Annotated in this window: 22 protein-coding genes; 14 read left to right on the forward strand and 8 right to left on the reverse strand. The window is 65.7% G+C overall.

Features of this window, described 5'->3' with window-relative positions; genetic code table 11:
* The first annotated feature begins 1 nt into the window (after nucleotide 1).
* The 5 genes from HYH07_RS23080 (at nucleotide 2) to HYH07_RS23100 (ending at nucleotide 5,262) form a co-directional block, all read left to right on the forward strand.
* Nucleotides 2-664: an amino acid ABC transporter permease gene (locus HYH07_RS23080; RefSeq protein WP_220004643.1), complete on the forward strand. Its 663-nt coding sequence runs from the start codon at nucleotides 2-4 to the stop codon at nucleotides 662-664.
* Between the two features lie 11 nt (nucleotides 665-675).
* Nucleotides 676-1,446: an amino acid ABC transporter ATP-binding protein gene (locus tag HYH07_RS23085; protein WP_220004644.1), complete on the forward strand. Its 771-nt coding sequence runs from the start codon at nucleotides 676-678 to the stop codon at nucleotides 1,444-1,446.
* A gap of 458 nt (nucleotides 1,447-1,904) precedes the next feature.
* On the forward strand, nucleotides 1,905-3,395 hold the full coding sequence (locus tag HYH07_RS23090) for an amidohydrolase family protein (RefSeq protein WP_220004645.1): 1,491 nt from the start codon (nucleotides 1,905-1,907) through the stop codon (nucleotides 3,393-3,395).
* A 3-nt stretch (nucleotides 3,396-3,398) separates the two neighbouring features.
* Entirely contained in the window at nucleotides 3,399-4,325 is a 927-nt protein-coding gene (locus HYH07_RS23095; protein ID WP_220004646.1) for a GTP-binding protein, read from the forward strand.
* Between the two features lie 67 nt (nucleotides 4,326-4,392).
* Complete coding sequence (locus HYH07_RS23100) at nucleotides 4,393-5,262, forward strand: DUF1989 domain-containing protein (RefSeq protein ID WP_220004647.1); 870 nt, start codon at nucleotides 4,393-4,395, stop codon at nucleotides 5,260-5,262.
* A gap of 3 nt (nucleotides 5,263-5,265) precedes the next feature.
* Here the strand turns inward: HYH07_RS23100 and HYH07_RS23105 are convergent, their stop codons facing one another.
* Nucleotides 5,266-5,661, reverse strand: coding sequence for a GFA family protein (locus tag HYH07_RS23105; RefSeq protein ID WP_220004648.1), 396 nt, complete (start codon nucleotides 5,659-5,661; stop codon nucleotides 5,266-5,268).
* Nucleotides 5,662-5,709: 48 nt separating this feature from the next.
* Nucleotides 5,710-6,087 carry a tautomerase family protein gene (locus HYH07_RS23110; RefSeq protein WP_220004649.1) on the reverse strand — a complete coding sequence of 126 codons (378 nt, stop codon included), beginning with the start codon at nucleotides 6,085-6,087 and terminating at the stop codon, nucleotides 5,710-5,712.
* Nucleotides 6,088-6,242: 155 nt separating this feature from the next.
* On the opposite strand from HYH07_RS23110, the gene HYH07_RS23115 reads away from it, so the two are divergent.
* From HYH07_RS23115 to HYH07_RS23135, 5 genes are all read left to right on the forward strand, one after another.
* Nucleotides 6,243-6,848, forward strand: coding sequence for a TetR/AcrR family transcriptional regulator (locus HYH07_RS23115; protein WP_220004650.1), 606 nt, complete (start codon nucleotides 6,243-6,245; stop codon nucleotides 6,846-6,848).
* A gap of 131 nt (nucleotides 6,849-6,979) precedes the next feature.
* Nucleotides 6,980-8,662: a methyl-accepting chemotaxis protein gene (locus HYH07_RS23120; protein ID WP_220004651.1), complete on the forward strand. Its 1,683-nt coding sequence runs from the start codon at nucleotides 6,980-6,982 to the stop codon at nucleotides 8,660-8,662.
* A 153-nt stretch (nucleotides 8,663-8,815) separates the two neighbouring features.
* Nucleotides 8,816-10,537 (forward strand): AMP-binding protein, encoded by a 1,722-nt coding sequence (locus HYH07_RS23125; protein ID WP_220004652.1) that lies wholly within the window; start codon nucleotides 8,816-8,818, stop codon nucleotides 10,535-10,537.
* A 12-nt stretch (nucleotides 10,538-10,549) separates the two neighbouring features.
* On the forward strand, nucleotides 10,550-13,855 hold the full coding sequence (locus HYH07_RS23130) for a carboxyl transferase domain-containing protein (RefSeq protein WP_220004653.1): 3,306 nt from the start codon (nucleotides 10,550-10,552) through the stop codon (nucleotides 13,853-13,855).
* Between the two features lie 95 nt (nucleotides 13,856-13,950).
* Nucleotides 13,951-15,795, forward strand: a complete 1,845-nt coding sequence (locus HYH07_RS23135) for a sigma-54-dependent Fis family transcriptional regulator (RefSeq protein WP_220004654.1) — start codon at nucleotides 13,951-13,953, stop codon at nucleotides 15,793-15,795.
* 32 nt (nucleotides 15,796-15,827) lie between these two features.
* Here the strand turns inward: HYH07_RS23135 and HYH07_RS23140 are convergent, their stop codons facing one another.
* Complete coding sequence (locus HYH07_RS23140; protein WP_220004655.1) at nucleotides 15,828-16,382, reverse strand: flavin reductase family protein; 555 nt, start codon at nucleotides 16,380-16,382, stop codon at nucleotides 15,828-15,830.
* A 56-nt stretch (nucleotides 16,383-16,438) separates the two neighbouring features.
* Nucleotides 16,439-17,536 carry an LLM class flavin-dependent oxidoreductase gene (locus HYH07_RS23145; protein WP_220004656.1) on the reverse strand — a complete coding sequence of 366 codons (1,098 nt, stop codon included), beginning with the start codon at nucleotides 17,534-17,536 and terminating at the stop codon, nucleotides 16,439-16,441.
* A 219-nt stretch (nucleotides 17,537-17,755) separates the two neighbouring features.
* Here HYH07_RS23145 and HYH07_RS23150 point away from each other — a divergent pair, with 219 nt between their 5' ends.
* From HYH07_RS23150 to poxB, 3 genes are all read left to right on the forward strand, one after another.
* Entirely contained in the window at nucleotides 17,756-18,670 is a 915-nt protein-coding gene (locus HYH07_RS23150) for a 2-dehydro-3-deoxygalactonokinase (RefSeq protein WP_220004657.1), read from the forward strand.
* A gap of 13 nt (nucleotides 18,671-18,683) precedes the next feature.
* The gene (locus HYH07_RS23155) at nucleotides 18,684-19,316 is read left to right on the forward strand and encodes a 2-dehydro-3-deoxy-6-phosphogalactonate aldolase (RefSeq protein ID WP_220004658.1); all 633 of its coding nucleotides are present in this window, start codon (nucleotides 18,684-18,686) and stop codon (nucleotides 19,314-19,316) included.
* Between the two features lie 80 nt (nucleotides 19,317-19,396).
* On the forward strand, nucleotides 19,397-21,133 hold the full coding sequence (gene poxB, locus HYH07_RS23160; RefSeq protein ID WP_220004659.1) for a ubiquinone-dependent pyruvate dehydrogenase: 1,737 nt from the start codon (nucleotides 19,397-19,399) through the stop codon (nucleotides 21,131-21,133).
* Between the two features lie 54 nt (nucleotides 21,134-21,187).
* Here the strand turns inward: poxB and HYH07_RS23165 are convergent, their stop codons facing one another.
* Together HYH07_RS23165 and HYH07_RS23170 are read right to left on the reverse strand one after the other, a co-directional pair.
* Nucleotides 21,188-21,553, reverse strand: coding sequence for a hypothetical protein (locus tag HYH07_RS23165; RefSeq protein ID WP_220004660.1), 366 nt, complete (start codon nucleotides 21,551-21,553; stop codon nucleotides 21,188-21,190).
* A gap of 79 nt (nucleotides 21,554-21,632) precedes the next feature.
* Nucleotides 21,633-22,541, reverse strand: coding sequence for a PaaI family thioesterase (locus tag HYH07_RS23170; protein ID WP_220004661.1), 909 nt, complete (start codon nucleotides 22,539-22,541; stop codon nucleotides 21,633-21,635).
* A gap of 134 nt (nucleotides 22,542-22,675) precedes the next feature.
* Here HYH07_RS23170 and HYH07_RS23175 point away from each other — a divergent pair, with 134 nt between their 5' ends.
* Entirely contained in the window at nucleotides 22,676-22,993 is a 318-nt protein-coding gene (locus tag HYH07_RS23175) for a hypothetical protein (RefSeq protein WP_220004662.1), read from the forward strand.
* 135 nt (nucleotides 22,994-23,128) lie between these two features.
* On the opposite strand, the gene HYH07_RS23180 is transcribed toward HYH07_RS23175, so the two are convergent.
* Nucleotides 23,129-24,598, reverse strand: a complete 1,470-nt coding sequence (locus HYH07_RS23180; protein ID WP_220004663.1) for an amidase — start codon at nucleotides 24,596-24,598, stop codon at nucleotides 23,129-23,131.
* A gap of 107 nt (nucleotides 24,599-24,705) precedes the next feature.
* Nucleotides 24,706-25,812 (reverse strand): ring-opening amidohydrolase, encoded by a 1,107-nt coding sequence (locus HYH07_RS23185; RefSeq protein WP_220004664.1) that lies wholly within the window; start codon nucleotides 25,810-25,812, stop codon nucleotides 24,706-24,708.
* Nucleotides 25,813-26,385: the final 573 nt, after the last annotated feature.

Consider the following 26,385-nt stretch of genomic DNA (forward strand, 5'->3'; position numbering starts at 1 on the left):
CGTGACCCCACCTCTCTCTTTCTTCGAGATCGTCTGGCTCGCGCGCTGGCCGTTGCTCTACGGCCTCGGCACCACGGTCGCGATCTCCGCCCTCGCCATTCTGGGCGGCACGGTGCTCGGCACCGGCCTCGGCCTCGCTCTAACCTACGGCAACCGCGCCATGCGGGGAATCGCCCGCGTCTACACCGACGTGATCCGCGGCACGCCGGTCCTCGTCCTGGTGCTGGCGAGCTTCTACATTCTCGGCACTGTCGGCCTCGATCTGTCCGCCTTCCAAGCTGGCGTCCTTGCGCTCACCCTGTTTTGCGCTTCGCATGTCGGCGAGATCACACGCGGGGCGCTGCAAACCCTGCACAAAGGACAAACGGAGGCCGCCAAGGCGATCGGCCTGACGTTCGGGCAAACCTTTCGCTACGTACTCGGTCCCCAAGCGCTGCGTCTGGCTCTCCCGCCGCTCGTCAACACAGCGGCTGAGATGGTGAAGGCCTCGACGCTTCTCTCGGTCATCGGTGTTGCCGAGCTTCTCCTGCGCACGCAGGAGGTCATCAGCCGCGCCTTCCACAGCCTCGAATTCTATCTCCTCGCCGGCTTCCTATACTTCCTCGTCAACTTCGCCATCGAGCGCCTCGGCCGGTACGTCGAGCGCCGCGTGAGCCTCGCGTGAAAGGCGCTTTAATGACCGCGAACCTTCTGGAAATCCGGGACCTACGAAAAAGCTACGGTCCGGTCGAGGTGCTCAAGGGCGTCGACTGCGACGTGCGGGCGGGCGAGGTGATCTCGATCATCGGCTCGTCGGGCTCCGGCAAGACCACGATTCTGCGCTGTGTCAACATGCTGGAGGAGTTCGAGGGCGGCACGATCCGCATTGACGGCGAGGAGATCGGCTATTCCACCGCCGGCGGCCAGCGCAAGCGCAAGGCCGAGAAGGAGATCGCCCGCCAGCGCGCGCTCACCGGCATGGCCTTCCAGCAGTTCAACCTGTTCCCGCACATGACGGCGCTGGAGAACGTCACGCTCGGCCTGACGCTCGTGCGCAGGATGGGCCGCGAGGAGGCGCGCGCCCTCGGCGAAACTTGGCTCGACCGCGTCGGTCTCCTCCAGCGCAAGGACTACTACCCCGCCAAGCTCTCCGGCGGCCAGCAGCAGCGGGTGGCCATCGCGCGCGCCATAGCCATGAGCCCGCGCCTGATGCTGTTCGATGAGGTGACCTCGGCGCTCGACCCCGAACTCGTGGCGGAGGTTCTGCAGGTGGTGCGCTCGCTGGTCGACGATGGCATGACCATGCTTCTGGTCACCCACGAGATGCGTTTCGCCTACGAGGTATCGAGCCGCGTCATCTTCATGAACGGCGGACGCATCGGCGAGGAGGGGAACCCGCGCGAGATGTTCGCCGCCCCGAAGACCGAGCGCCTTGCCGCATTTCTCCAATCCTCCCGCTTCAACTGACAAGACAGGATACATACAGCACGACCCGCAAGCGCCATGGAGCCGGCGAGAGCGGCGAACGGAAAATCATCTCGCAAGGTCGAGGGGCACCTAATCGTGGGAGCGGCAGCGCTGGCAGCGCACTCGGCCTGTTCGACCTAGTTATTGGTCGGTGTTCATAAAGATGATTGGATTCATTTCAACAACATACGAGTTCGGTTCTGCTCTGAAGGCGGAGGGCCTGCTGGAACGATACAGGCAGGAGGTGCGCGAGAAGTAATGGTGGTGTCATTTGCGCCCAAGAGTAGCGGCCTGACACCCTTGGCGGCGGCGGCCGGACCTCCGGTCCGGGCATGATGCATCGGCTTCCGTGGAGGTGGTCGTTGGCTTGGAAATCTGTCTCTATAGACATGATCTCGCCTCCGAAGCTGCTGCCGGGCCTTTGGGGGCTTTGGAAATGGCTTTGGCGGAGTGGCGATATGAGCGGTTTGGTGATCTCGGGCGGCCGGGTGGTGGATCCTGCGAGCGGAATGGACGCCATCGGCGACGTGGCCGTGGTCAACGGCAAGATCGCCGCGGTCGGCGCCTCGCTCGGCGGCGCCGAGCGGGTCATCGATGCCACCGGCCTCGTGGTCGCGCCCGGCTTCATCGATCTGCACGCCCATGGCCAGTCGATTCCCGCCGACCGCATGCAGGCCTTCGATGGCGTGACGACGACGCTCGATCTCGAGGCCGGCGTGTTGCCGGTCGGCTCCTGGTACGAGCGTCAGGCGCGGAAGGGCCGCGTGCTGAACTACGGCGCCGCCACCAACTGGGCCTTTGCGCGCATCGGCGCGATGACCGGCTCCAATGCAGAGAGCTCGCTGGAGGCGTTCGGCAATGCCATGCGCGACCGACGCTGGATGGATAACGTGGCGAGCGATGCCGAGGTGACGGGTATCCTCGATCGACTTGCGCACGGCCTCAACGAAGGCGGCATCGGCATCGGCATCCTGAACGCCTACGCCCCGGGCGCCGGCGTGCAGGAGCTGACCGCGGTGTGCCAGCTCGCCGCCAAGCAGAACGTGCCGACCTTCACCCATGTCGCCTACATGTCGCGCATCGACCCTGAAAGTGCGGCGGAAGCCTATATCCGCCTGATCGGCTATGCCGGCGCCACCGGCGCGCATATGCACATCTGCCATTTCAATTCGTCGAGCAAGACAGACGTCGAACGCTGCCGCGTGCTGATCGAGAAGGCGCAGGCGCAAGGCCTGCCCATCACGGTCGAGGCCTATCCTTACGGCACAGGCTCGACGGTGCTGGCGGCGGCCTTCTTCAGCGATCCCGAGTTCGTCGAGCGCAACGGCACCGGCTATGATTCCGTGCAGCGCGTGACCGACGGCTACCGCTTCCGCGACCGCGAGGAGCTCTTGAAGGCGCAGGCGGAGGAGCCGTCCTCGCTGGTGCTCTGGCACATCCTCGACACCGAGCACAATGCGCATCATCGCGATCTGCTCGACATGTCGGTGCTCTATCCCGGCGGCGCGATCGCCTCCGACGCGATGCCGTGGACGACGTCGGACGGCAAGACCTACACCGGCGATGCCTGGCCGCTGCCTGACGATGCCACCTCGCATCCGCGCTCGGCCGGCTGCTTCACGAAATTCATCCGCGAATGGGTGCGCGAGCGCAAGACCGTGTCGCTGCTCGAAGGCGTGCGCAAATGCGCGCTGATCCCCGCCGAGATCCTGTCGCAGAGCACGCCCGCGATGCGCGCCAAGGGCCGGCTCGCCAGGGACGCCGATGCCGACATCGTCGTGTTCGACTACGAGAAGCTGTCGGACCGCGCGACCTTCACCGCGATGAATCGTCCGGCGGAAGGCGTGCGGCATCTCGTCGTCAGCGGTCAGCCGTTGATCTCCGACGGCGTGCTGGATGTGGCGGCGCGGCCCGGAAAGCCCGTCCGCCGTCCCGTCATCGCGAGCTGATCCATGCCGGTCCCCATTCTGCTGGTCACGGGCTTTCTGGGGGCGGGCAAGACTACGGTCGTCAATCATCTGCTGGCTCATGCGGAGGGACGGCGCATCGCCGCCGTCGTCAACGATTTCGGAGCGATCAATATCGATGCGGAGTTGACCGCAGGCGCAAGCGATGGCGTCGTCAGTCTCGCCAATGGCTGCATCTGCTGTTCGCTCGAAGGCGATCTGCTCCGCACGCTCTCCACCTTGCTGCGGCGTGATCCCAGGCCGGAATACATCGTCATCGAGACCAGCGGCGTCGCCGATCCCGCCGACATCGTGCGCAATTTGATGGATCCGGTGATCCTGCGCGAGGCGCCGCTGGAAACCGTGCTGTGTGTGATCGACGCGGCAACGCCGGCGGCGGCGCTGGACGATGCGCTGCAGCGCTCGCAGCTGCGCGTCGCCGATATCGTGGCATTGAGCAAGCTGGATCTGGCGGGCGAAGGCGCAGGCGCACGGATCCGCGAGGCGATCCGTGCGCAGCGCGTGCCCGCCGTCGTGGTCGATGCCAGGCACGGCGAGATTCCATCCGCCTTGCTGTTTCCCGCCAGCGATCGCGCGCCCGCGCCGCGCGAGCCGGGGCCGAAGCGTCCGGCCGAAGAACGCTTCGAGACGCTGAGCTGGACCTCTGACCATCAGCTCTCGCTGCCGCGCCTGCAGCAGGTGATCGGCAAGCTGGCACCGAAACTGGCGCGCGCCAAAGGCCTGTTCGAAACCGTCGAGCAGCCCGGCCGCCAGATGGTGTTCCAGTTCGCCGGCGGCCGCGCAACGCTTGCGCCGGGTGACGCGCCCGCACCAGGCATGCCCCGCGCGCGCATCGTCTTCATCGCCGAACTCGGCGTGCTCTCCAAGGCCGAGCTCGACGCGCTGATGGAGGGGTGCATTGCTTCGCCTTGACGTGAGGCGATAAAATCACTTCTCCAGTGTCAGCCGCAGCCTGTCTTGCCCCGTGATTGAGGCCATCATGTCCCTGAAGAACTCATCCGCCCCCACTGATGCAGCCTCGCGCCGTGCTGCCAAGCCGGTCATCGTCTATCCGGCGGGGTCGATGCCCGGGCCCGACATGACCACGCTCGAATCGGCGCGGCAAACGATGGTCAAGACGCACGAGCTCATCGTGCCGCCGCGCGATGCCCGCGCCTTTCGCGTGGCGCGCGGCCAGTTTGTCCGCATCGTCAGCATCGAAGGCCCGCAAGTCGGCGACCTCAATCTCTGGAATGCGGACAATCTCTCCGAGCGCTTCTTCAGCGGCAAGACGCGGGCGCTCCATGGCACCCATGTCGGCCTCGGTAACAGGCTCTGGAGCACGATGCCTTATCTGCGGCCGATGGCGACCATCAGTCACGATACGCTGGGCTGGTATGGTTTCGACCCCGACGGCGCCGGCATCCATGATGTGATCGGCACGCGCTGCGATCCCTACACCAACCTCCTGCTGAACGGCACGAGTTACGATTTCTGCTGCCACTCCAACCTGTCGCGCGCGCTCGCCGCCGAATTGAAGCTCGATCCCGCCGCGGTGGAGCATCATGTCCACGATGTGCTCAACGTCTTCATGTGCACCGGCTTCACGCGGGACACGCACCAATATTTCATGAAGGCAAGTCCGGTCCGTCCCGGCGACTTCATCGAGTTGTTTGCCGAGATCGACCTGCTCGGCGCGTTGTCGGCCTGTCCCGGCGGGGACTGCAGCGCAACCCATTCCAGCGATGCCGCAGCCTGTCATCCGCTCAAGATCGAAATCTTCGAGCCGGATCGACCGACACTGAAGGGCTGGTCCTGGCCGGCGCCGAGCGCCTATCACCGCCACCATGGCGTATCCGCGGAAAGCTGAGCCCTAGTCCTCGACCGGCAATTCATCTCCGTGCACATACCATTCCGCACGCGAGGCCCAGTGCACATGTCGGTCGGGTGACGCGCCCAGCCGCTGGTCGAACGCTCCGGCATGAATGATCGCCTCGCGCCCGCTGCGCGTCAGATGCGGCATTGGGCTGCCGCAGCTCTTGCAGAAGGCTGTGGCAAAGCTGCGCGCCTCGGGCAGATCGAACCGCGCGACGGATGCTTCGCCGCGCAGCCAGCGTAGCGCGCTCGCCTTGACGATCACCTCGCACGAATGCGCGGTGCCGGTTGCCTTGCGGCAGCGCGAGCAATGGCAGTTGAGGAAGCGATCGAACGGACCCTCGACCTCGAAGGCGACCTCGCCGCACAGACAGCTTCCCCGGAACGTCGTCATGTCGCGCCTCATTCCGCAATTCTCAAGAAGGTGACAGGTCCTTAGCGGTCACGCAAACTGCGCGATACCATGTCCGACCGACCAGTTCTCCGCGGGCGCGTCGAGCACGTTGACGAACACGTCCTCGGGGCGAATGCCGGGGTTGTCGCCAAGCAGCTCGGCGATCCGGCGATACAGCGCCTTCTTCTGCTCAGGCGTCCGCGAGGCGAACACGGTGATCTGGATCAGCACGGCGTCGTCGCTGCGTGCGACGCCATAGGCGTTGCCGCAGCGGAAGTTCGCGGGCGATAGCTCGCTGATGGTCATGAACTCGTCGCCATCAGGCACGTTCAGCGCCTCGCGCATGGCGCGATAGAGGCTATCGAGAATTGCCTGCCGATAAGCCTCCGGCTTTCCGGCGCGCATCGAGATATGAAGCAGAGGCATCGCTGGTCCCTTGGCATGCAGGCACGATCGGCCAGGCGCATGCAGGCGCCGGTCGTTCGGCCCATTGGCGAAACGGGCTATCAATCCCGCCTGGTTTTTGACACGATGTCCAGAAATCACATTCTTGACGTCGTGTCAAATACTGGGAGTGTCCATTGAGGCCGCGCGAATTCGATTCCGACGAGGTCCTGCGCATCGCGTTCGATCAGTTCTGGCGCAAAGGCGTGCGCGGCGCCTCACTGTCGGACATCGCGCGCGCTTCAGGCGTTCAGCGCGGCAGCCTCTATAACGCCTTCGGCAGCAAGGAGGCGCTGTTCCTCCAGGCCTATGAGCGTTACGCCGGCGACTACCTGCTCGCCCTGCAAAAGGCGCTTGCCACCGGCTCATTGCGCAAACGACTGACGTCATTTTTCGACCTCACCATCACCAATTTCCGCTCCGGCTCGCCGCCGCGCGGCTGTCCGACCACGCGCGCGCTGATGGAGCTTGGCGCGGCCGAAGGTGAAGGGCTCGAGGAGGACGCGCGGAAGGCCTTTGCGAACCTGATATCGCGCATCACCACGCTGGTTCAGGACCTATTGCAGGCAGGCGCCGGGCGCGGCGAGTTCAGCGGCGACCCGGCCGCCGCTGCGCTGCACATCATCACCGTGACGCGCGGCCTCGCCGTGCTCGAACGCGCCTTCGATGACGAGCCCCAGTTGCGCAAGATCGCCACCCACACCATCGACCTCGTGCTCGGCAAGCGCGGCCGCCAGGCGTAACCAACAGCATTGATCTGGTTCGGTGCCGGCGATTCGCAGAAGATCCGCCTCGGGAACCCGAATGCTTAAAGCTTTGCTAAGGGGGAGCGGGATAATCTGGCATATCTCCCCGCCAAATCTTGCGAGCACCGATGATTTTCTCACGCATCAGTTTCAAGCTGGTCCTCATTGTCGGCATCAGCCTCGTCGGCATGATCGCGCTGGCGCCGATCGCGCTGTCGACCCTGCGCAGCCAGATGATTGCCGACCGCCAGGCCAAGACCCAGCACATGGTCGATGTCGGCTACGGCATCCTCGCGCATTACCAGAAGCTCGAGAGCGACGGAAAGCTCACGCGCGAGCAGGCGCAGGCCGGCGCCATGGCGGAGATCAAGAGCCTTCGCTACGACAAGGTCGAGTATTTCTGGATCAACGACATGGCCCCGAAGATGATCATGCACCCGATCAAGCCCGAGCTTGACGGGAAGGATCTCGCCGGAATGAAGGATCCGTCCGGCAACGCGCTGTTCGTTGGCTTCGTTGACGTCGTCAAGAAACAGGGCGCGGGCTTCTATAGCTATCTTTGGCCGAAGCCCGGCTTCGAGCAGCCGGTCGCGAAGATCTCCTATGTGAAGGGCTTTACGCCCTGGGGCTGGATCATCGGCACCGGCATCTATCTCGACGACGTCGACGCCGTGTTCCGCCAGGATGCGATGACGTTTGGCCTCGTCTGTCTGGCGGTGTTCGTGCTCGTGCTCGGCGCTTCCTTCGTGATCGGCCGCAGCGTGACCCGGCCGCTGGCGAAAATTACCGACCTCACCGAACGCCTCGCAGCCGGCGACAGCGCGTTCGAGGTGCCCTACACCGACCGCGCCGACGAGGTCGGCGGCCTCGCCAAGGCGCTGGCCGTGTTCAAGGACAATGCGTCGGCCGTGGGCCGGATGCATGCCGAGCAGCAGGAAGCCAAGCAGAAGGCCGACGACGAGAAGCGCAAGACCATGGCCGATCTCGCCGGCAAGTTCGAGGCGAGCGTCCACGCCGTGGTCCGCGACGTCTTCAACGAGGCGCGCGCGATGCAGCAGGCCGCGCAAGGCATGTCGGAGACCGCCGACAAGGCGACCGAGCGCGCCAGCTTCGTCGCCACCGCCTGCCAGCAGGCCTCGCACAATGTGCAGACCGTGGCGTCCGCCGCCGGACAGCTGTCGGCCTCCATTACCGAGATCAGCCAGCGCGTCGCGCAGGCGGCGACCGTCGCCGACAAGGCGGCCGCCGACGGCCAGCGTACCAACGACACCGTGCAGGGGCTCGCGCAGGCCGCCCACAAGATCGGTGAGGTCATCGATCTCATCAACCAGATCGCCTCGCAGACCAACCTGCTCGCGCTTAATGCGACGATCGAAGCCGCGCGCGCCGGCGAGGCCGGCAAGGGCTTTGCAGTGGTCGCGAGCGAAGTGAAGTCGCTGGCGAGCCAGACCGCGAAGGCCACCGACGAGATCGGCGCGCAGATCACCGCGATCCAGGCCGAGACCAACCAGGTCGTCGGCAACATCGAGAGCATCCGCGCCACCATCATGGAGGTCAACGAGATCTCCTCGTCGATCGCGGCCGCGGTCGAGGAGCAGGGCGCCGCGACGCAGGCAATTGCCCACAGCGTGCAGGAGGCAGCGTCCGGCACCGACCAGGTCTCGCAGAACATCTCCCGCGTCACCGATGCGACGGCCGAGACCGGTCAGGCCGCAGGCCTCGTGCTGCAATCGAGCGGACGGCTCGCCGAGAAACTGCAATCGCTGGAGAACGAGGTCAGCGCCTTCGTTTCCGGCGTGCGGGCGGCCTGACGCGCGCATCTGCTCGGCGTTTTTCCGCGTCACGGCATCGCCCGTGATGCGGATGAACTGTTTGTCTTGACATGACGTTCGCCGTGCTCGACGTGTAATCACGTCGATAAGGCACATCTGTGCCAGAAAAGAAAAAGCACCGGGAAAGACGTCATGAGTGCAGGCCTCAACGAAAAGGACTACCTCGCCACCTTGCACGGGCTGTGGGAGAAGGCCTGGCCCAAGGGCCTGCCGCGCTCGCCGAACTATCTGCATGGCGAAGTTCCCCTGACGGAATATCTGCGCGCCTGGGCGAAGCAGAGCCCGACGCGCCCGGCGGTGATCTTCTACGGTCACGTCACGACCTATGCCGATCTCGACCAGCAGAGCGAGCGCTTTGCGGCGCTGCTGCAGGCCAAGGGTGTGCGCAAGGGCGACCGCGTCGCGGTGTTCCTGCCGAACTGCCCGCAATTCCACGTCGTGTTCTTCGGCATTTTGAAGCTCGGCGCCGTCCATGTTCCCGTGAGCCCGCTGTCGCGTGCGTTCGAGCTGTCCTACGAGCTCAACGACACTCAGGCGGAAGTGATTGTGGCGCTGGATCAGCTGATCTCAGTCGTCGAGCAGGTGAGGGGCGAGGTGAAGCTGCGCGAGATCATCGTCACCAGCTTTGCCGATGTCGTGCCGGCAACGCCGGCCTTTCCGACGCCGGAGTCGATCCGCACGCCGCGCATCGCGGTCGCAGGCGCGATCGACCTGTTGCCGGCGCTTGCCGCGCTGCCCGCACCGACGCCGCTGCCGCCGCCCGGCCTCGATGAGGTCGCCGCGCTCAACTACACCGGCGGCACCACCGGCATGCCCAAGGGCTGCGTCCATACCCACCGCGACATGGTCTATACGGCCGCCGCCAACTATGGCGTCTCGATGCAATCAGATGAGAGCAGCGTCTCCCTGTCGTTCTTTCCGGAGTTCTGGATCGCCGGCGAAAACGCCGGCTTGATCTTCCCGCTGTTCGCCGGAGGGACGCTGGTGTTGCTGGCTCGCTGGGACGCCGTCGGCGCGATGGCCGCGATCGACAAGTACAAGGTCACGATCACGGCAATGCCGGTCGATTGCGCGGTCGAACTGATGGACCATCCGCGCTGGAGCGAGTTCGACCTGTCATCGCTGCAGCAGGTTCGCGTGGTCTCCTTCGTCAAGAAGCTCAATGCCGATTATCGCAAGCGCTGGAAGGACCTCACCGGCACCATCCTGATGGAGGCGGCCTGGGGCATGACGGAGACCCACACGTCGAACACTTTCACGGCGGGCTTTCAGGACGACGATTTCGATCTCAACAACCAGCCGATCTTCGTCGGCCTGCCGGTCCCCGGCGCCGAATTCAAGATCACCGATTTCGAGACCGGCGCGCTGCTGCCGCTCGGTGCGGAAGGCGAGATTCGCGTGCGGACGCCGTCACTGCTCAAGAGCTACTGGAATAGGCCGGAGGCCACCGCGGAGTCGCTGATCGACGGCTGGCTGCGCACCGGCGACATCGGCGTCATTGACAAGGATGGTTTTCTGCACTTCCTCGGCCGCCGCAAGGAGATGCTGAAGGTCAAGGGCATGAGCGTGTTTCCGCCGGAGATCGAGGCGCTGCTGGGACAGCACCCGAAGGTGCTGGGCTCGGGCGTGGTCGGGCGCGACGATCCTGACAAAGGGCAAGTGCCGGTAGCCTATATCCAGCTCAAGCCGGAGGCATCAGGCACTATCTCCGCCGAGGACATTCGCGCCTGGTGCGCCGAGCGCATGGCTGTCTACAAGGTGCCGGAGATACGCATCATCGAGGCGTTGCCGTTGACCGCGACGGGCAAGGTGAAGAAGCAGGATCTCAACCCGAACCAGCCTGCCGCAGTCTGAGCGAGAGAGACGATGTCGTTCAAAAGACTTCTCATCGCCAATCGCGGCGAGATCGCCATCCGCATCGCGCGCGCCGCGGCTGATGCCGGGATCGCCACGGTCGCGATCCATCCCGCTGACGATGCGCTCTCGCTGCATGTGCGCGTCGCGGACGAGGCGGTCGAAATCCCCGGCCGCGGCGCAAGGGCCTATCTCGACATCGAGGCGGTGGTGAAGGCGGCAAAGAGCGTGGGCTGTGATGCCGTGCATCCCGGCTATGGCTTTCTCAGCGAGAACGCGGCATTCGCAAAAGCCTGCACTGACGCGGGCATCGCCTTCGTTGGACCAAAACCGGCCGCGCTGGAGCTGTTCGGCGACAAGGTCGCGGCGCGACAATTGGCAAAGCGCTGCGGCGTGCCCGTCATCGCCGGCACCAGCGGTCCCTCGAGCCTGGAGGAGATTTCGGCGTTCTTCACCTCGCTCGGCAGCAATGCGGCGATCGTGATCAAGGCGATGGCGGGCGGCGGTGGCCGCGGCATGCGCGTCGTCGAGAACGCCGCCGATCTCGCCGAGGCCTATGCGCGCTGCCAGTCCGAGGCCAAGGCGGCGTTCGGCTTCGACGGCGTCTATGCCGAGAGGTTGATCCGGCAGGCACGCCACATCGAGGTGCAGATCATCGGCGACCGTCACGGTGCGATCTCGCATCTCTGGGAGCGCGAATGCACCATCCAGCGCCGGCACCAGAAGCTGATCGAGGTGGCGCCGAGCCCGTCACTGAGTGACAGCTTGCGCGGCCGTATCATCGAGGCCGCGAAGCAGCTTGCGGCTGCGGCATCGTATGACAATCTCGGCACCTTCGAATTCCTCATCGACGGCACCGCCGAGGACAGTTTTGCCTTTATCGAGGCCAATCCGCGGCTCCAGGTCGAGCACACCGTGACGGAGGCGGTTCTCGGCCTCGACCTCGTCCGCGCCCAGCTCGCGATTGCCGCGGGCTCGTCGCTGGCAACGCTCGGTCTCGCGCAAGGCGCGATTCCCAAGCCGCGCGGCTACGCGATGCAGCTGCGCGTCAACATGGAGACGCTGGACGAGACGGGCGCGACGCATCCGACCGGCGGCGTGCTCGCGGTGTTCGAACCGCCATCGGGCCCCGGCGTCCGCGTCGATAGCTTTGGCTATGCCGGCTACAAGACCAGCGCGGCCTTCGATTCCCTGCTTGCAAAAGTCATCGTGCATACGCCGGGCGAGTCCTGGCACGACGTGGTCGCAAAGGCCTCGCGCGCACTGCGCGAGTTCCGGATCGAGGGCGTCGTCACCAACATCGCCTTTCTCCAGGCGGTGCTGGCGCATCCCGATTTCCGGACCAACCGCATCGCGACCGATTTCATCGATCGCAACATCGCCAAGCTGGTCGAGGCGGCCGAAGGCGCCGCCAAGCCGCTCTATTTTGCCGCAACCGAGCACGGCGGTGCACACGCCGCCGGGGCGCACGTGGCACAAGTGGTGCCCGAGGGCGCGGTCATGGTGGCCGCACCGCTGCAGGGAACCATCGTTACCATTCAGGTCAGGGAGGGCGAGATCGTGCGCCCCGGCCAGCAGCTCGCCGTGATTGAATCCATGAAGATGGAGCATCTCGTCATGGCCGAGCAGGGTGGCCGCGTCATGAAGCTCGCGGCCGGCGACGGCGTCACGCTGCTGCATGGCGAGCCGATCCTTTATCTGGAGCCGCTCGACGTGGCGGCCGATCACGCGGCTGTCGAGACCGACATCGATCTCGACCACATCCGCCCTGATCTCGCCGAGCTGATTGCGCGCCAGGCCAACACGCTCGATGAAAACCGCCCGGCCGCGGTCGAGCGCCGCCGCAATACCGACCAGCGCACCGCGCGCGAGAACGTCGCGCAGCTGGTCGATGACGGCTCGTTCATGGAGTATGGCAGCCTCGCCATCGCGGCGCAGCGGCGCCGGCGCAAGCTCGACGATCTCATCAAGAACACGCCGGCCGATGGCCTCATCATGGGCCTCGCCACCGTCAACGCCGAGAAGTTCGGACCCGAGGGGGCGCGCTGCATCGTCCTGGCCTATGACTACACCGTGCTCGCGGGCACGCAGGGCCACATGAACCACAAGAAGATCGACCGCATGCTGACGCTTGCGGAAGACTGGCGCGTGCCTCTGGTGTTCTATGCCGAAGGCGGCGGCGGCCGGCCGGGCGACACCGACCGGCTCGGCATGACCGGCCTCGATGGTCCGTCCTTCGTGCAGTTCGCAAGGCTTTCCGGCCTCGTGCCTGTCATCGGAATCGTCTCGGGCTATTGCTTCGCCGGCAATGCCGCGATGCTCGGCTGCTGCGACGTCATCATCGCCACCAGGAACGCCTCGATCGGCATGGGCGGCCCTGCGATGATCGAGGGCGGCGGGCTCGGCGTCTATCACCCGGCCGAGGTCGGCCCCGTCTCGTTCCAGTCCCCGAACGGCGTCATCGACATTCTCGTCGAGGACGAGGAGCAGGCGACCTCGGTCGCGCAGAAATACCTGTCCTACTTTCAGGGCGCAGTGAAGGATTGGGAAGCGGCCGACCAACGCCTGCTCCGCCGCGCCATCCCCGAGAACCGTCTGCGCGTCTACGACATCCGCAGCGTGATCGATCTCGTCGCCGACAAGGACAGCGTGCTGGAGCTGCGGCGCGACTACGGCGTCGGCATGATCACGGCTCTGATCCGCATCGAAGGAAAACCGTTCGGCCTGATCGCCAACAATCCGCGCCATCTCGGCGGCGCCATCGATGCCGATGCCGGCGACAAGGCGGCGCGCTTCCTCCAGCTCTGCGATGCCTTTGATCTGCCTGTCGCCTCGCTCTGCGACACGCCCGGCTTCATGGTCGGCCCGGAAGCGGAGAAGACCGCGATCGTCCGCCACGTCTCGCGCATGTTCGTCACGGGCGCGAGCCTCACGGTGCCGCTGTTCGGGATCGTGCTGCGCAAGGGCTACGGCCTTGGCGCGCAGTCGATGATCGGCGGCGGTTTCCATGCCTCCTTCTTCACCGCGGCCTGGCCGACCGGCGAGTTCGGCGGCATGGGCCTGGAGGGCTATGTCCGCCTCGGCTTCCGCAAGGAGATGGAGGCGATCGCCGATCCCGAGGAGCGCGAGACTTACTACCGCAACAAGGTCGCCGAGCTCTATGCCAACGGCAAGGCGGTCTCGATCGCCTCGGTGTTCGAGATCGACAACGTTATCGATCCCGCCGAAACGCGGCGCTGGATCATGGCGGGGCTGCGGTCCGTGCCGAAGCCCGAGCCGAGGACGACGAAGAAGCGGCCGTGCATCGACACGTGGTGAGGGCGGTGCAGCAATAGCGGCGTTCCCGGTTCCTGATTGACATCCCCGCCTGTGGTGCCAGACTTTGCACAATACTACAGGGTGGAGACGCCGCGATGGCCAGCCTTTCGGCCTCGAACCATGTCGCCCGTGTCTTGTCCGTGGCCAATCAATTGGCCGACGTCGATGCCTCCTCGCGCATCGAAATTTCCTGGCGGCGCTGCCTGATCAGCCACAAGCTCGATCCCGCCCGTCTGGGCCCGCCGCAGACGCTCACCGAAGCCGAGATCCGTCACGTCGCCGAGCCGATGGAGGAGACCATCCGGTTGCTGACGCCCGAGCTCGACGATCTCGCCCGCGTGCTGCGCGACGCCGGCTATTGCGTCAATCTGGCCGATGCCAACGCGACCATGCTGTTCAGCCGCCTGCCTGGAGAGGCCGACGCGCGGATGTTCATGGACTGGAAGATCTATACCGGCTCGAACTTCGCCGAGACCTTCGAGGGCACCAATGGCCTCGGCACCTGCCTCGCCGAGCAGAAGCCGATCCTGGTGCATCGCGACGAGCATTTTCGCGCGCAGTGGCACATGTTCTCCTGCGCGGTGGCGCCGCTGTTCGACCAGGCCGGGCGCCTCGCCGGCGCTGTGAACATCACCTCCTGCCGCGAGGATCTCGAGCGGGCCGCGCATCAGCTCGCGCTCGCGGTGACCATGGAAGCGACCCGGCGGATGGAAGGCGCGATCTTCCGCGATCATTTCCGCAATGCCTGGATCGCGACCGTGCCCGGCGATGGCGGCAGCGGCCTGCTCGCCTACGACGATGACCGCCGTATCGTCGGCGCCTGCCGCTCCGCGCGCGCCTTGCTGGGTCTCACCGACGGCCTGATTGCCTCAGGCATCGATTTGGCGCGCTACATCAAGCACGATCATACGCGCAACGCGGACGAGATCGTCGAGCTGCGCCGCGCTGATGGCCGGCCGCTGGGCCAGAGCCATGTCTCCCCGCCGCTGCGCGCAAGATCTGCCCCGCTGCGTCACGATGCACCCGTCGTCGACGCGCTGCATCGGCTGGCCGGGCGTGATCCCGGGATGGTCAAGAGCGTGAAGCGCCTGAAGAGCATCGGCGATCATAATCTGCCGGTGCTGCTGCATGGCGAGACCGGCGTCGGCAAGGACGTGTTCGCGCGCGCCATTCACGCCGCCAGCAACCGAGCGCGCAACAATTACGTCGCGCTGAACTGCGCGGCGATGCCGGAGAGCCTGATCGACGCCGAGCTGTTCGGCTACGAGGCCGGCGCCTTTACGGGCGCGCGGCGCGACGGCTCGAAGGGCCTGATCGTGCAGGCCGATGGCGGCACGCTGTTCCTGGACGAGATCGGCGACATGCCGATCCCGTTGCAGACACGGCTCTTGCGCGTGCTGGAGAATCGCGAGGTCTGGCCGCTCGGCGCGCTCAAGCCCGTGCCGGTGGATATCCGCCTGATCAGCGCCACCCATCGCGATCTCGGCCGCATGGCGGAGGAGGGGGCTTTCCGTGCCGACCTCTATTTCCGCCTGCGCGGCATGGAGGTGCACCTGCCCGCCTTGCGCGACCGCGCCGACCGCGACGACATCATCAGCAAGATCGCGCGCGAGGAGGCGCCGAACTGCCGCCTCTCGCCTGAGGCTTGGGCGCGGCTCTCGGCCTATCCCTACCCCGGCAACATGCGCCAGCTCCGCCACGTGCTGCGCCTCGCCGGCTGCACGGCGGAGGACGGCGTCATCACCGATGCCGATCTCGACCTGCCGCCGTTCGGCGGGAGAACTGTGGAGACCGATCTCGCAACGGCCGAGCGCGCCACGATCATCGAGGCGCTCCGCAAGCACAGCGGCCGCGTCACCGAAGCCGCCCGGGCGCTGAAGCTCAGCCGCGCCACGCTGTACCGCAAGATCAAGCAGCTGAAGATCGAGACCGCGCGGTAACGTCCAACCGCATGCGGCGAGAGGCGCTCCCCTCACGAAAAATCCGTCCAGCTCAGATGCCGTGAATCGAGATCCCCGACTGAAACGGTCTCGCGGATTTCCTGCGGCGTGTGGAAACTGCTGCGCAAGTAAACCAGCGGCGCGGCCGCGGCCGAATGCGTCGCGCTGCGCACCTCGCCGACGAAGATCGAGTGGGTCTTCGTTTCGAACTCCCGCGCCAGCACGCAATCGAACGCCGCGACAGCGTCCGTCAAAACCGGCGCGCCTGTAACACCGCGCGTCCATTGGCCGAACGCAAAGCGATCGTCGCCGTTGACGCCCTTCTGGCCGCTGAAGGTCAGCGCCAGCAACGCGTGATCCTCATGCAGGAAGTTGATCGCGAACGCGCCTTCCTCGCGGATGCGGGCGTGCGCGCTGGCGTTGCGGTTGACACAGACGATCAGCGACGGCGGATCATCCGACAGTGAGGTCGCCGACGTCACCGTCAATCCGGTGCGCTTGCCATGCTCGGCCCCGACAGTGACGAGCGCAACTGCGCCGGCGCATTGGCGCATCGCCTGCTTGAAATCCTTTGCGTCGACGCTCACGCGAAATCTCCGAAACAGAGGCGGGTGCGGCAGGTTCACGCCGCACCCGCGATGCGTCAAGCTGCCTTCTTCGCGGAGCCGAGATGCGTCAGGCGCGGCATCACCTCGTTCTTCAGCAGCGCGAGGGAGTGGTGCCAGGCCTCCGGCTTGTGCTTGTAGTCGAAGCCGAACACCAGCAGCACGCCGAAGCCGCCGACCTCGTCGTAGATCTTTTCGATCTTCTCGGCGACGGTCGAAGGCGAGCCGACGACCCAGTTCCGCTTGGCGCAATATTCGACCGTGACGTCGCTATCGGGTACGTCAGGGGCGTGCTTCAGATAGTCCTTGAAGCCGAAATGTCCGAGCAGCGGCAGGAAGTACTCGCTCATCATCCGGCCCATCATGTCGCCGGTCGAGAGCTTCCAGGCCTCCTCGTCGGTGTCGGCGACGAACACCTCGCGCACCAGGCGCCAGTCCTGCCGGTTCGGCTTGCGGCCGGTTTTCGCGGCGCCAATCTCGACCGAGTCCCAATGGCTGGAGACATAGGCCGGGTTGAGGTTGAGGCTCATCGGGATGAAGCCCCGCTCGCCCGCGAGCTTCAACGTGTCCGAATTCTTCGACAGCCCGGCGACGCCAATCGGCGGATGCGGCGCCTGCAACGGCTTGATGTGAGGCTTGAGGAAATCGAACATCGTGTCCGGCTTGGTCACCGTCCAGAATTTTCCTTTGTGGGTGAACGGCGCGGGCTCGGTCCACAGCTTCAGGATGATCTCCAGCGCCTCGCGCGTCATGTCGCGGTTCTGCCCGCTCATGCCGTCGACGTTGAACATCGCCCAATCGCTCGGCAGCCCCGAAGCTGCGACACCGAAATTCAGCCGGCCCTCGGAGAGATGGTCCAGCATGGCGACGCGGTTGGCGAGCTCGGCCGGGTGATGATAGGGCAGCAGGAAGCCGCCCGGTCCGATCCGCATACGCTTGGTCTGCATCAGGGCCTGCGCGATCAAGAGGTCCGGCGTGGGATTGGGTTCCCAGGGCGCGGTGTGGTGCTCGCCGACCCAGGCCTCCTGATAGCCGAGCTCGTCGAGCCAGCGCATGACCTGCAGGTCCCAGTCATGTCCTTCCTTCAACCCGCACTCCGGCGGATGCGAAGGCATCGTGAAATAGCCGATCTCCATGGGTTTCCTCATCTGATGTTGACGCGTCTTGCTGCGCGTTCGCTGGCGTGAACAGGAACAGCTTCAGCAAGCGGTGTGCCAGCGCGCCCGATGCCCGACCTTGCGAGAAAACGCTGGTTTAGGGCCGCAATTGCCGATATTCCCGGGACAGATTTGCCGGGATGCCGTCGCGTTGTCGTGAGACGGCGTCTCAGCCGTGAGACGAGGATACGTTTCGAAATGACCGAACCCGCTTATGTCGCGGTGGACTGGGGCACCAGCAGCTTCCGGCTCTGGCTGGTCGATCGCTCCGGACGCGTGCTCGCCGAGCGCCGCAGCGACGAGGGCATGCTGGCGGCGGCCAAGGCCGGCTTCCCCGGCGTGCTGCAAGCGCATCTTGCTGCCGTGAGCGCGCCCGATCATCTGCCGGTCCTGGTCTGCGGCATGGCCGGCGCCAAGACCGGCTGGGTCGAGGCCGGCTATGTCGACACGCCGGCGCCGCTCGCGGCGATCCTGGAGCAGGCCGCGCGCGTTCCCGGCGCGGCGCGTGACATCCGCATCCTGCCCGGCATCGCACAGCGCGACAAAGTCGCCCCCGACGTGATGCGCGGCGAGGAGACGCAATTGCTCGGCGCACTCGGTCTCGAGGCCGCAGGCGAGACACTGGTCTGCATGCCCGGCACCCATTCCAAATGGGTGCGGGTCAAGGACGGCACCGTCGCGCATTTCTCCACCTTCATGACCGGCGAGCTGTTCAGCGTCGTCTCGCGCGAGACCATCCTGTCGCTCGCCGTCGCCGGCGCCGATGAAGCCGAGGACATCGCGAGTTTCAAGACGGCCGTGAAAGCCGCGTTCGCGGCGCCGGCCTTCGCGGCCAATCTCCTTTTCACGGCGCGATCGCGGCAGCTGCTGTTCGGCGGCACGCCGGCCGCCGCGCGCGAGACGTTGTCGGGCACGCTGATCGGCACGGAGCTGGCGGCGGGTCTTTCCGGCAGCGTGCCGAAGGCCGGCATCACGCTGATTGCGTCGGGTCGCCTTGCGGCGCTCTACCGGCAGGCCTTCGACGCGCTGAAGGTCGCCGTGAACCCGATCGATGCCGATGAAGCGGTGCGCCGCGGCCTGTCGATGGCGGCTGCTGCGATCTGGACGAAGTAGAAGGATCTTTGCGATGAGCGTTCCCTTTCCGTCGATGCAGCGGCCCCTGGTCGCGATCCTGCGCGGCGTCAAGCCGGAGGAGACCGAGGCCGTCGTCGGCGTGCTGATCGAAGCCGGCATGACCGCGATCGAGATCCCCTTGAACTCGCCCGATCCGTTCCGCTCCATCGGCCTTGCGGCAAAGCTCGCGCCATCAGGCGTGCTGATCGGTGCCGGCACGGTGCTGTCGGCGGCAGATGTCGATCGCCTCAACGACGTCGGCGGCAAGCTGATGGTCTCGCCGAATGTCGATGTCGACGTGCTGGCGCGCGCGCATCAGCACGGCATGGTGACGCTGCCCGGCGTGTTCTCGCCGACCGAGGCGTTGCTCGCGGCGCGCTCCGGTGCATCGGGCCTGAAATTCTTTCCGGCGAGCGTGCTCGGTGCCTCCGGCATCGCCGCGATCCGCGCCGTGCTGCCCGCAGGCGTGATGATCGCCGCGGTCGGCGGCGTCTCCGATCAGAATTTTGCCGAGTACATCAAGGGCGGCGTCACCGCTTTCGGCCTCGGCTCCAGCCTCTATAAGCCCGGCATGTCGGCCGCCGATGTCGCCGCGCGCGCGAAGGTGACGATCGAGGCCTATGATCGGGCGATTGCGAAAGACTGACGCGGCAATAAACAAGCCGTGATGCCGTCACGCTGGTGCGTTGTCCTATCTTGCGTAACTTGCGAGATCAGGAGACCGACATGGCGATCAACAACATAGCCGATCTGTTCGTGGCAACGCTCGAACAGGCCGGCGTCAAGCGCATCTACGGCATTGTCGGCGACAGCCTGAATGGTCTGACCGAGGCGCTGCGCCGCCGCGGCACCATCGCATGGATCCACGTCCGCCATGAGGAGGTCGCGGCGTTCGCGGCCGCTGGCGAGGCCGAGATGACGGGCAGCCTTGCGGTCTGCGCCGGCTCCTGCGGCCCGGGCAATCTGCATCTGATCAACGGCCTGTTCGACGCGCATCGCAGCCGCGTGCCGGTGCTGGCGATCGCGGCGCAGATTCCGTCGGCAGAAATCGGCGGCGGCTACTTTCAGGAAACCCGTCCGCAAAGCCTGTTTCGCGAATGCAGCCATTATTGCGAGCTGATCTCCGATCCGAGCCAGCTCCCCTTCGTGCTGGAGAATGCGATCCGCGCGGCCGTAGGCCTGCGCGGCGTTGCCGTGGTCGCGATGCCCGGCGATGTCGCGTTTCGCTCACCGCCGAAGCGCGCGATCTCCACGGCCCGCGGGCTTGCGCTCGCCGCGCCGAAAGTCGTGCCGCAGGCTGCCGAGCTGAAGGCGCTCGCCGATCTGCTCAACGGCGCCGAGCGTATCACGCTGTTCTGCGGCCGCGGCTGCGCCGGCGCGCATGTGCCGCTGATGCAGCTTGCAGAAAGTCTGAAGAGCCCGATCGTGCACGCCCTCGGCGGCAAGGAGCATGTCGAATACGACAACCCCTACGACGTCGGCATGACCGGCTTCATCGGCTTCTCCTCCGGCTATGCCGCCATGCACGCCTGCGACGCCCTGGTGATGCTCGGCACCGACTTTCCCTACAAGCAGTTCCTCCCCACGGACGCCAAGATCGCGCAGATCGACATCCGTCCGGAAAACCTGGGACGGCGTGCCAAGATTGATCTCGGCGTCGTCGGCGACGTCAAGCTCACCATCGAAGCGCTGCTGCCGCTGCTCAAGACCAAGACGCAGCGCAGGCATCTCGACGATGCCATCGCACATTACAAGAAGGCGCGCGAAGGCCTGGACTCACTTGCGAAGGGTACGCCCGGCAGCAAACCGATCCACCCGCAATATCTGGCAAAGGTCATCAGCGACGAGGCCCCCGACGACGCCGTGTTCACGGCCGATGTCGGCACGCCCACGGTGTGGGCGGCGCGCTACCTCACCATGAACGGCCGCCGCCGGCTGATCGGCTCTTTCGTGCACGGCTCGATGGCCAACGCCATGCCGCAGGCGATCGGCGCGCAGGCCGCCCAGCCCGGCCGCCAGGTGATCTCGCTGTCGGGCGACGGCGGCTTCACCATGCTGATGGGCGATCTGATCACGCTGACGCAAGAAAAGCTGCCGGTAAAGATCGTTGTCTTCAACAATGGCGTGCTCGGCTTCGTCGCGCTGGAGATGAAGGCCGCAGGCTTCGTCGACACCAATGTCGATCTGGAGAATCCTGATTTCGCGGCGATGGCGCGCGCAATGGGCATCTTTGCAAGGCGCGTCGAGGACCCCGGCGAGCTCCCCGGCGCGATGAAGGAGATGCTGGCGCATAACGGCCCGGCGCTGCTCGATGTCGTCACCGCCAAGCAGGAGCTGTCGATGCCGCCGACCATCACGGCCGAGCAGGTCAAGGGCTTTAGCCTCTGGGTGCTGCGCGCCGTGATGAGCGGCCGCGGCGACGAGGTGATCGACCTCGCGAAGACGAACCTGCTGTCGCGTTGATCTGGGCCGAAGGGGTTGATTCACCTCTCCCCGTTCGAGAGAGGTGAACAACCCTTAGCCGCGCTTTACCGACGGCGCCGGCAGCTGCTCATGGCGGCGCTGGAAGCGCTGCCAGTGCAGCACGATGCCGATCAGCGCCGCCGGCACAAAGCCGAGCAGCAGCAGCCAGAGCGGTAATTCCTTCGGCGAGATGAAGGCGATGGCGATGTCGGAGATCAGCCAGAGCGCTGCAAACATCACCGCGAAATCCGTGCGCGGGCAGCGCAGATAGTAGAACACGGCGGTGATGACGATGGCGGGCGCGATCGCAATCGCGATCATGACCGCCGTCAGCTCCTTCGGCGTCACCGCGTCGAGCACCATCGAGGCCAGCAGCCAGATGGCGGCAAACATGGCGACGATGTCGATCGGATGCCGCAAGCAAATACCTCTCGATGGAACGCGCTATGGTGAGGCCCCAACGTTCGACGTCAAGCCCGTTCCGTCAAGTCAAATACGCCTATTCCTCGTCGCTGCCGGGCGTCGGACGCAGCATGAAATGACCGAAGGCGGACGCAATCGGCTTGGCCGGATCGTCCTGCCAGGCCCGCGCCTCGAAAGCGACGATACGCCGTCCCTGTTTCACGATCGAGACGTTGGCCATGGTGTCCAATGCCCGGCCGGAGCGCAAATAGTTGACGGTGAGCCCGATCGGCTTCGGCAGCGTCGCGATGCCGAGCTCGCGCCGCACGCCAAAGATCGCCGTCGTCTCGAGGAAGGCGCCGGTCATGCCGCCATGGATCGCGGGCAGGATCGGATTGCCGATGATCCTTGGCGAGAACGGCATGGTCAGGGTGCCGTCATCATTGACGCGAATGCCGAGGGCGCGCGCGAACGGGCTGCTCGCGAACGGGCCGTCCGGATCATCAGGCGCCTCCAGCGTCGGAATGCTGCGCGTGTCCATGCGGCGGTCCGCCAGCATGTTGGTGCGGTTGGCGCCGATCATGAAGCAGGCGGTGGCGGTCGCCACCGGATCGTCCTCGGACTCCTGGTAGGCCGTGGCGCGCACGAAGGCGATCGAGCGTGTGGTGCGGTAGCAGACCGAATGCGCCTTGATGGCGAGCCCAGGTGTCGCCGGCTTCTGGTAGTCGATGCGCAAATCCAGCGTTGCGATCGCGCTGGTGCCGTCGAGCGCCAGCTGCACCGCCATGCCGCAGCTCTCGTCCAGCATCGCGGTGACGACGCCGCCATGCAGCACGCCGGTTTCGGTGTCGCCGACGAAGACGGGGCGGTAGGGCAGGCTCGACCAGGCCTCGCCAGGCGCGAACCGGTCGAGCTGGAGCCCGCTGATATGGCCGTAATCGGAACGGCGGCCCTTGATGGCCTCGGCAAGTTCCTCGAACGGAAGTGAGGTCGATGAGTTGGACATGGTGATGTTCTAGACCAGTCGAGGCCCCGCGCAAAATCCCGCATGCAAAGCTGGCAGGGCAGGTTAGGCCTCGACAGCGCCCGCTGAAGCAACGATGGTGGGCCTCCGTTCCCTGCCTCGCGAGGAGTACCCCCATGGCCGATCCCGAAACGCCCGCCGCCGACCAGGGGCCCGTCACCATTTCCACCTCGAGCTCGGAGCGGGCGCCGATCATCTATTTCGACGGCGCGTCCTGCTTCGGCCATCATAACGGCGCCATCCAGATCGAGCTGGCCGCAAATCTCCTGATGCCGGTCGGCGCCGCCGTCAGGGTCGACGTGGTCCAGACCGCGCACTTACGCTGCAGCGCGGCCGCGGCGCTGGCCTTGCGCGAAGCGCTCGACAAGGCGCTCGCGATGCTCAAGCTCGGTCAGCAGCAGCCGGAGGACGCGATCCCCGCGGTGAAGAACTAGGGCCGACATTTAGACATTTTAGAAGATAGGGTGCGTAGCCCGGATGGAGCGAAGCGTAATCCGGGAATCTTGCCGCCGTCCCCGGATTGCGCTTCGCTCCATCCGGGCTACGAAGCTACACAGGCCGGCTCTACCTCAGCCGACATACACCTTCGGCTTCTTGCCGCCGTTCCACTTGCCGTCCAGCGCGCGCTCGATCTGGGCGGCGAGTTGCAGCAGGAGGCCGTCATTGGCCTGCTTGGCGATTGCCTGGATGCCGAGCGGCAGGCCGTGATCTTGGGCAGCCATCGGCAGCGAGATCGCCGGAATGCCGCAGAGATTGCCGAGCGGCGTGAAGGCGAAGAAGCGCCAGAGATTGTCGAACCAGTCGAGCACATCAGGATTGTCGGAGATGGTGAGGTATTGCTTGGTGCCGACCTTCGGCGTCGGTAGCGCGGTGATCGGCGTCAGGATCACGTCCCACTGCTCGAAGAAGCTGCCGAAGCCGCGCGAGGTCGCGTTGAACACGGCCTGCATCTTGGCGCGCTCGGCGAAGCTGGTGTGGAGCCCGGCTTCCCAGATCCGGATGTTCATCGGCTCGATCACGTCTTCCGGCGGGCGCTCCAGCCCGCGTGCGGCGAGCATGTTGGAGATCACCACCGAGAAGTTCGAGATGTAGCAGGTGGTCTGCGCGGCGAAGGCGGCGCGGAAATCGAGCTCGGGCAGCGCGTAGTCGACATGATGACCGAGGCCTTCGAGGAAGCGGCCGGTCTTCTCCAGCTCGGCTTTGATCTCTGATGTCGCCGTGTAGTCGCCCCAGGTGTGGGACAGCGCGATCCGCAGCTTGGACGGATCGCGCTTGATCATCTCGCTGTAAGGCTGCGCCGTGGTCCAGAACGGCATGAACTCGCCGGGCGCGGGCCCGCGGGCGTGGTCGACGAACGCCGCGGTGTCGCGCACCGTGCGCGACTGGCAGCCCTGGATCGAGACGAGGCCGGTGAGGTCGGACATATGCGGCGCCAGCGAGAACACGCCGCGCGAGACCTTCAGACCGATATTGCCGTTGACGCCGGCGGGAATGCGGATCGAGCCGCCGCCATCGGTCGCGTGCGCGATCGGCACCACGCCGGCGGCGACCATCGCGGCGCTGCCCGCCGACGAGCCGCAGGTGGTGTAATCGGTATTCCAGGGATTGCGCGTGACGTAAACAGCGGGATTGTCGGCCGAAGAGCACACGCCGAATTCCGGCGTCGTGGTGCGTCCGATCAGATTGAGTCCTGCCTGGCGGAATTTGCCGGTCAGGAACGTGTCGGCGCTCGCGCGATTGCCGCGCATCAGCAGCGAGCCCATTTCCTGGAGCCGGCCCTTCATGGTCGGCCCCAGATCCTTCATCAGGAACGGCAGGCCGGCAAAGGGACCTGCGAGATTGGCGCCGTCCTTGGCGGGATCGGCGATCACGTCATCGAACAGCTCGACCACGCCCGACAGCGTCGGGTTCACCTTGGCGACGGCCGCCGCGGCCTGCCGTGCCAGCTCCTTTGCCGTCAGCTCGCCCTTGCGGACGCGCGCCGCAAGACCAGCGCCATCGTGCTGCGCCCACTCGTTCCAGCTCATCGGCAAAGTCATGAAGTCAAAATCTCCTAAGATGCGGCTTCACCTTTTTCGCAAGGGCCCGCGTGAATCAACTGAGCCGGCGCGAAGGGCAGGGTTGCGCCGGGCGGAGGGGTGGCCGCTCAACCGGAGAGCCGCGCGATCACCGCAACCGGCCCGCCGCCGGCGGGGCCCTGGTGCTCGGCGCCGCCGGAGACGTAAACCGCGCTGGTCCCGGCAAGGCCGGCGATCAGGCCGCCGACGGCTGCCCGGGCGTGACGTGTCGAGCTGATGTCGGTGTCCTCGAGCATGGTGTGGCGGAGGCCGCGCACGGTGCCATCAGGCGAAGCCTCCGCCTTGGCGAAGACGTTGACGAGCTCGCAGCCTGCTTCTGGCTGCTTGCCAAGTCCGACGCTGTCCAGCGCCTCGGTCACGGCGGCAGCGTCGATCGCATCGCTCATCACGGCGCGCCCGATCTCGAATTCGCTCGCGGAGGTCCCCGAATTGCCGAGCACGATGACGACGTTGTGCATCAGCTCGATCCCTGAAGAAGTCGAGGCCACCTTGGAGAACAGGTCGTAGCGCCGCAGCACGTCCTCATCGCGGATGTCTGACGCGATTTCGCCGAGCGCGACTGCAACACCGAGCGCCGAGGCGCCGCGCGAATAGGCCATCGAGCTGTAGGCGCTGATCGTCGCCGTCTTGTGGCCGCGCGCGGTGGCCGCCTCGACACGCTCGCTGGTCAGCAGCGGGCATTTGATCTGGACGAAATGAACATCAGCGGCATCGCTGATGCCGGCATCCGCCATCGCGGCCTCCACCGCCCTCGCGGTCTCGCCAATCTGTGCGGAACGGCCGAGCTCCTCGGGCAGGAAATCGCGGGTCTGTGCCATGCCGATGCTCAGCCGCTTGCCGGCGATGCCGGCGGGCGGCGTTTCGACCTGCTGGCGCGTGAACACCGTGAGGTGCGGGCTGAGCACGCCCTCGGTCCCGCCCGACATCACGAAGGCGATGCGCTGCTCGACCGCTTCAGGTGTCAGCGCGAGTTTTGGCGCCAGCGCGTTGCACAGCGCCGCGACGGCATATTCCCGGGTGAAATCATTGACGCCGCCATTGCCCTCGGTCTTGCCGAGGATCGCCAGGATCGAGCTGGCATCGATCGTGCCTTGCTGGATCAGCCGCATCAGTCCGGAGACATCGCCGGGGCCCTTGGTGGCGATCTTGAAGACGCCGACCGATGTGGTGCGCATGGAGTGTCCTCGTGGGCAGTTCGATGGTCCGGCGCACCCAACAGCCGTGGAAGTGGGGTGGATGTCAAGGCTGTAGCCGGGATGGAGCAAAGCAATATCAGGGACAACAAGCCCCGATCGTCATGCCGGGGCGCGCGAAGCGCGAGCTATGGTGCGCAATTGCGCACCTGAGAATCCATCGTGCCGCGCGCTGTGAGGGTGAATGGATTCCGGGCTCGCGCCAAGGGGCGCGCCCCACCGCGCCTGTTTCGCCTGGCTGTCAATCCTGCCCATCCAAAATATTCCACTTTACCGAAATTCGGATTTGTCGTATGTTGCGCCCATCCTGATCCGGCGAAAAGGGGCGGTCGTACGTCGTCACGAGCCGCGGATCGGGCTGCGGTGGACGTGGGCAGCGTCGTCGCGGATGCGGGTCGCAGGGCGGGGCGATGGATTGAGCCGAACCCCGTGAGCGTCTCGCAAGCCGCGTTGTACGAACGGCGCCGAAGCCCTGCGAAGCCTCTTGGCGAAGCAGGGTTGTCCGCGTACGGCAAAACCGTGTGGTCCCGGCCGTCGTCGCTACGGTCAAGTCTT

Source organism: Bradyrhizobium sp. BR 10261 (assembly GCF_019455395.1).
GTDB lineage: Bacteria > Pseudomonadota > Alphaproteobacteria > Rhizobiales > Xanthobacteraceae > Bradyrhizobium > Bradyrhizobium manausense.

Bases quoted from the DNA above. Each gene is read 5' to 3' on its own strand.
- HYH07_RS23085 (WP_220004644.1), top strand. From the start codon at position 676: ATGACCGCGAACCTTCTGGAAATCCGGGACCTACGAAAAAGCTACGGT.
- HYH07_RS23090 (WP_220004645.1), top strand. From the start codon at position 1,905: ATGAGCGGTTTGGTGATCTCGGGCGGCCGGGTGGTGGATCCTGCGAGC.
- HYH07_RS23095 (WP_220004646.1), top strand. From the start codon at position 3,399: ATGCCGGTCCCCATTCTGCTGGTCACGGGCTTTCTGGGGGCGGGCAAG.
- HYH07_RS23100 (WP_220004647.1), top strand. From the start codon at position 4,393: ATGTCCCTGAAGAACTCATCCGCCCCCACTGATGCAGCCTCGCGCCGT.
- HYH07_RS23105 (WP_220004648.1), bottom strand. From the start codon at position 5,661: ATGACGACGTTCCGGGGAAGCTGTCTGTGCGGCGAGGTCGCCTTCGAG.
- HYH07_RS23110 (WP_220004649.1), bottom strand. From the start codon at position 6,087: ATGCCTCTGCTTCATATCTCGATGCGCGCCGGAAAGCCGGAGGCTTAT.
- HYH07_RS23120 (WP_220004651.1), top strand. From the start codon at position 6,980: ATGATTTTCTCACGCATCAGTTTCAAGCTGGTCCTCATTGTCGGCATC.
- HYH07_RS23125 (WP_220004652.1), top strand. From the start codon at position 8,816: ATGAGTGCAGGCCTCAACGAAAAGGACTACCTCGCCACCTTGCACGGG.
- HYH07_RS23130 (WP_220004653.1), top strand. From the start codon at position 10,550: ATGTCGTTCAAAAGACTTCTCATCGCCAATCGCGGCGAGATCGCCATC.
- HYH07_RS23135 (WP_220004654.1), top strand. From the start codon at position 13,951: ATGGCCAGCCTTTCGGCCTCGAACCATGTCGCCCGTGTCTTGTCCGTG.
- HYH07_RS23145 (WP_220004656.1), bottom strand. From the start codon at position 17,536: ATGGAGATCGGCTATTTCACGATGCCTTCGCATCCGCCGGAGTGCGGG.
- HYH07_RS23150 (WP_220004657.1), top strand. From the start codon at position 17,756: ATGACCGAACCCGCTTATGTCGCGGTGGACTGGGGCACCAGCAGCTTC.
- HYH07_RS23155 (WP_220004658.1), top strand. From the start codon at position 18,684: ATGAGCGTTCCCTTTCCGTCGATGCAGCGGCCCCTGGTCGCGATCCTG.
- poxB (WP_220004659.1), top strand. From the start codon at position 19,397: ATGGCGATCAACAACATAGCCGATCTGTTCGTGGCAACGCTCGAACAG.
- HYH07_RS23170 (WP_220004661.1), bottom strand. From the start codon at position 22,541: ATGTCCAACTCATCGACCTCACTTCCGTTCGAGGAACTTGCCGAGGCC.
- HYH07_RS23175 (WP_220004662.1), top strand. From the start codon at position 22,676: ATGGCCGATCCCGAAACGCCCGCCGCCGACCAGGGGCCCGTCACCATT.
- HYH07_RS23180 (WP_220004663.1), bottom strand. From the start codon at position 24,598: ATGACTTTGCCGATGAGCTGGAACGAGTGGGCGCAGCACGATGGCGCT.
- HYH07_RS23185 (WP_220004664.1), bottom strand. From the start codon at position 25,812: ATGCGCACCACATCGGTCGGCGTCTTCAAGATCGCCACCAAGGGCCCC.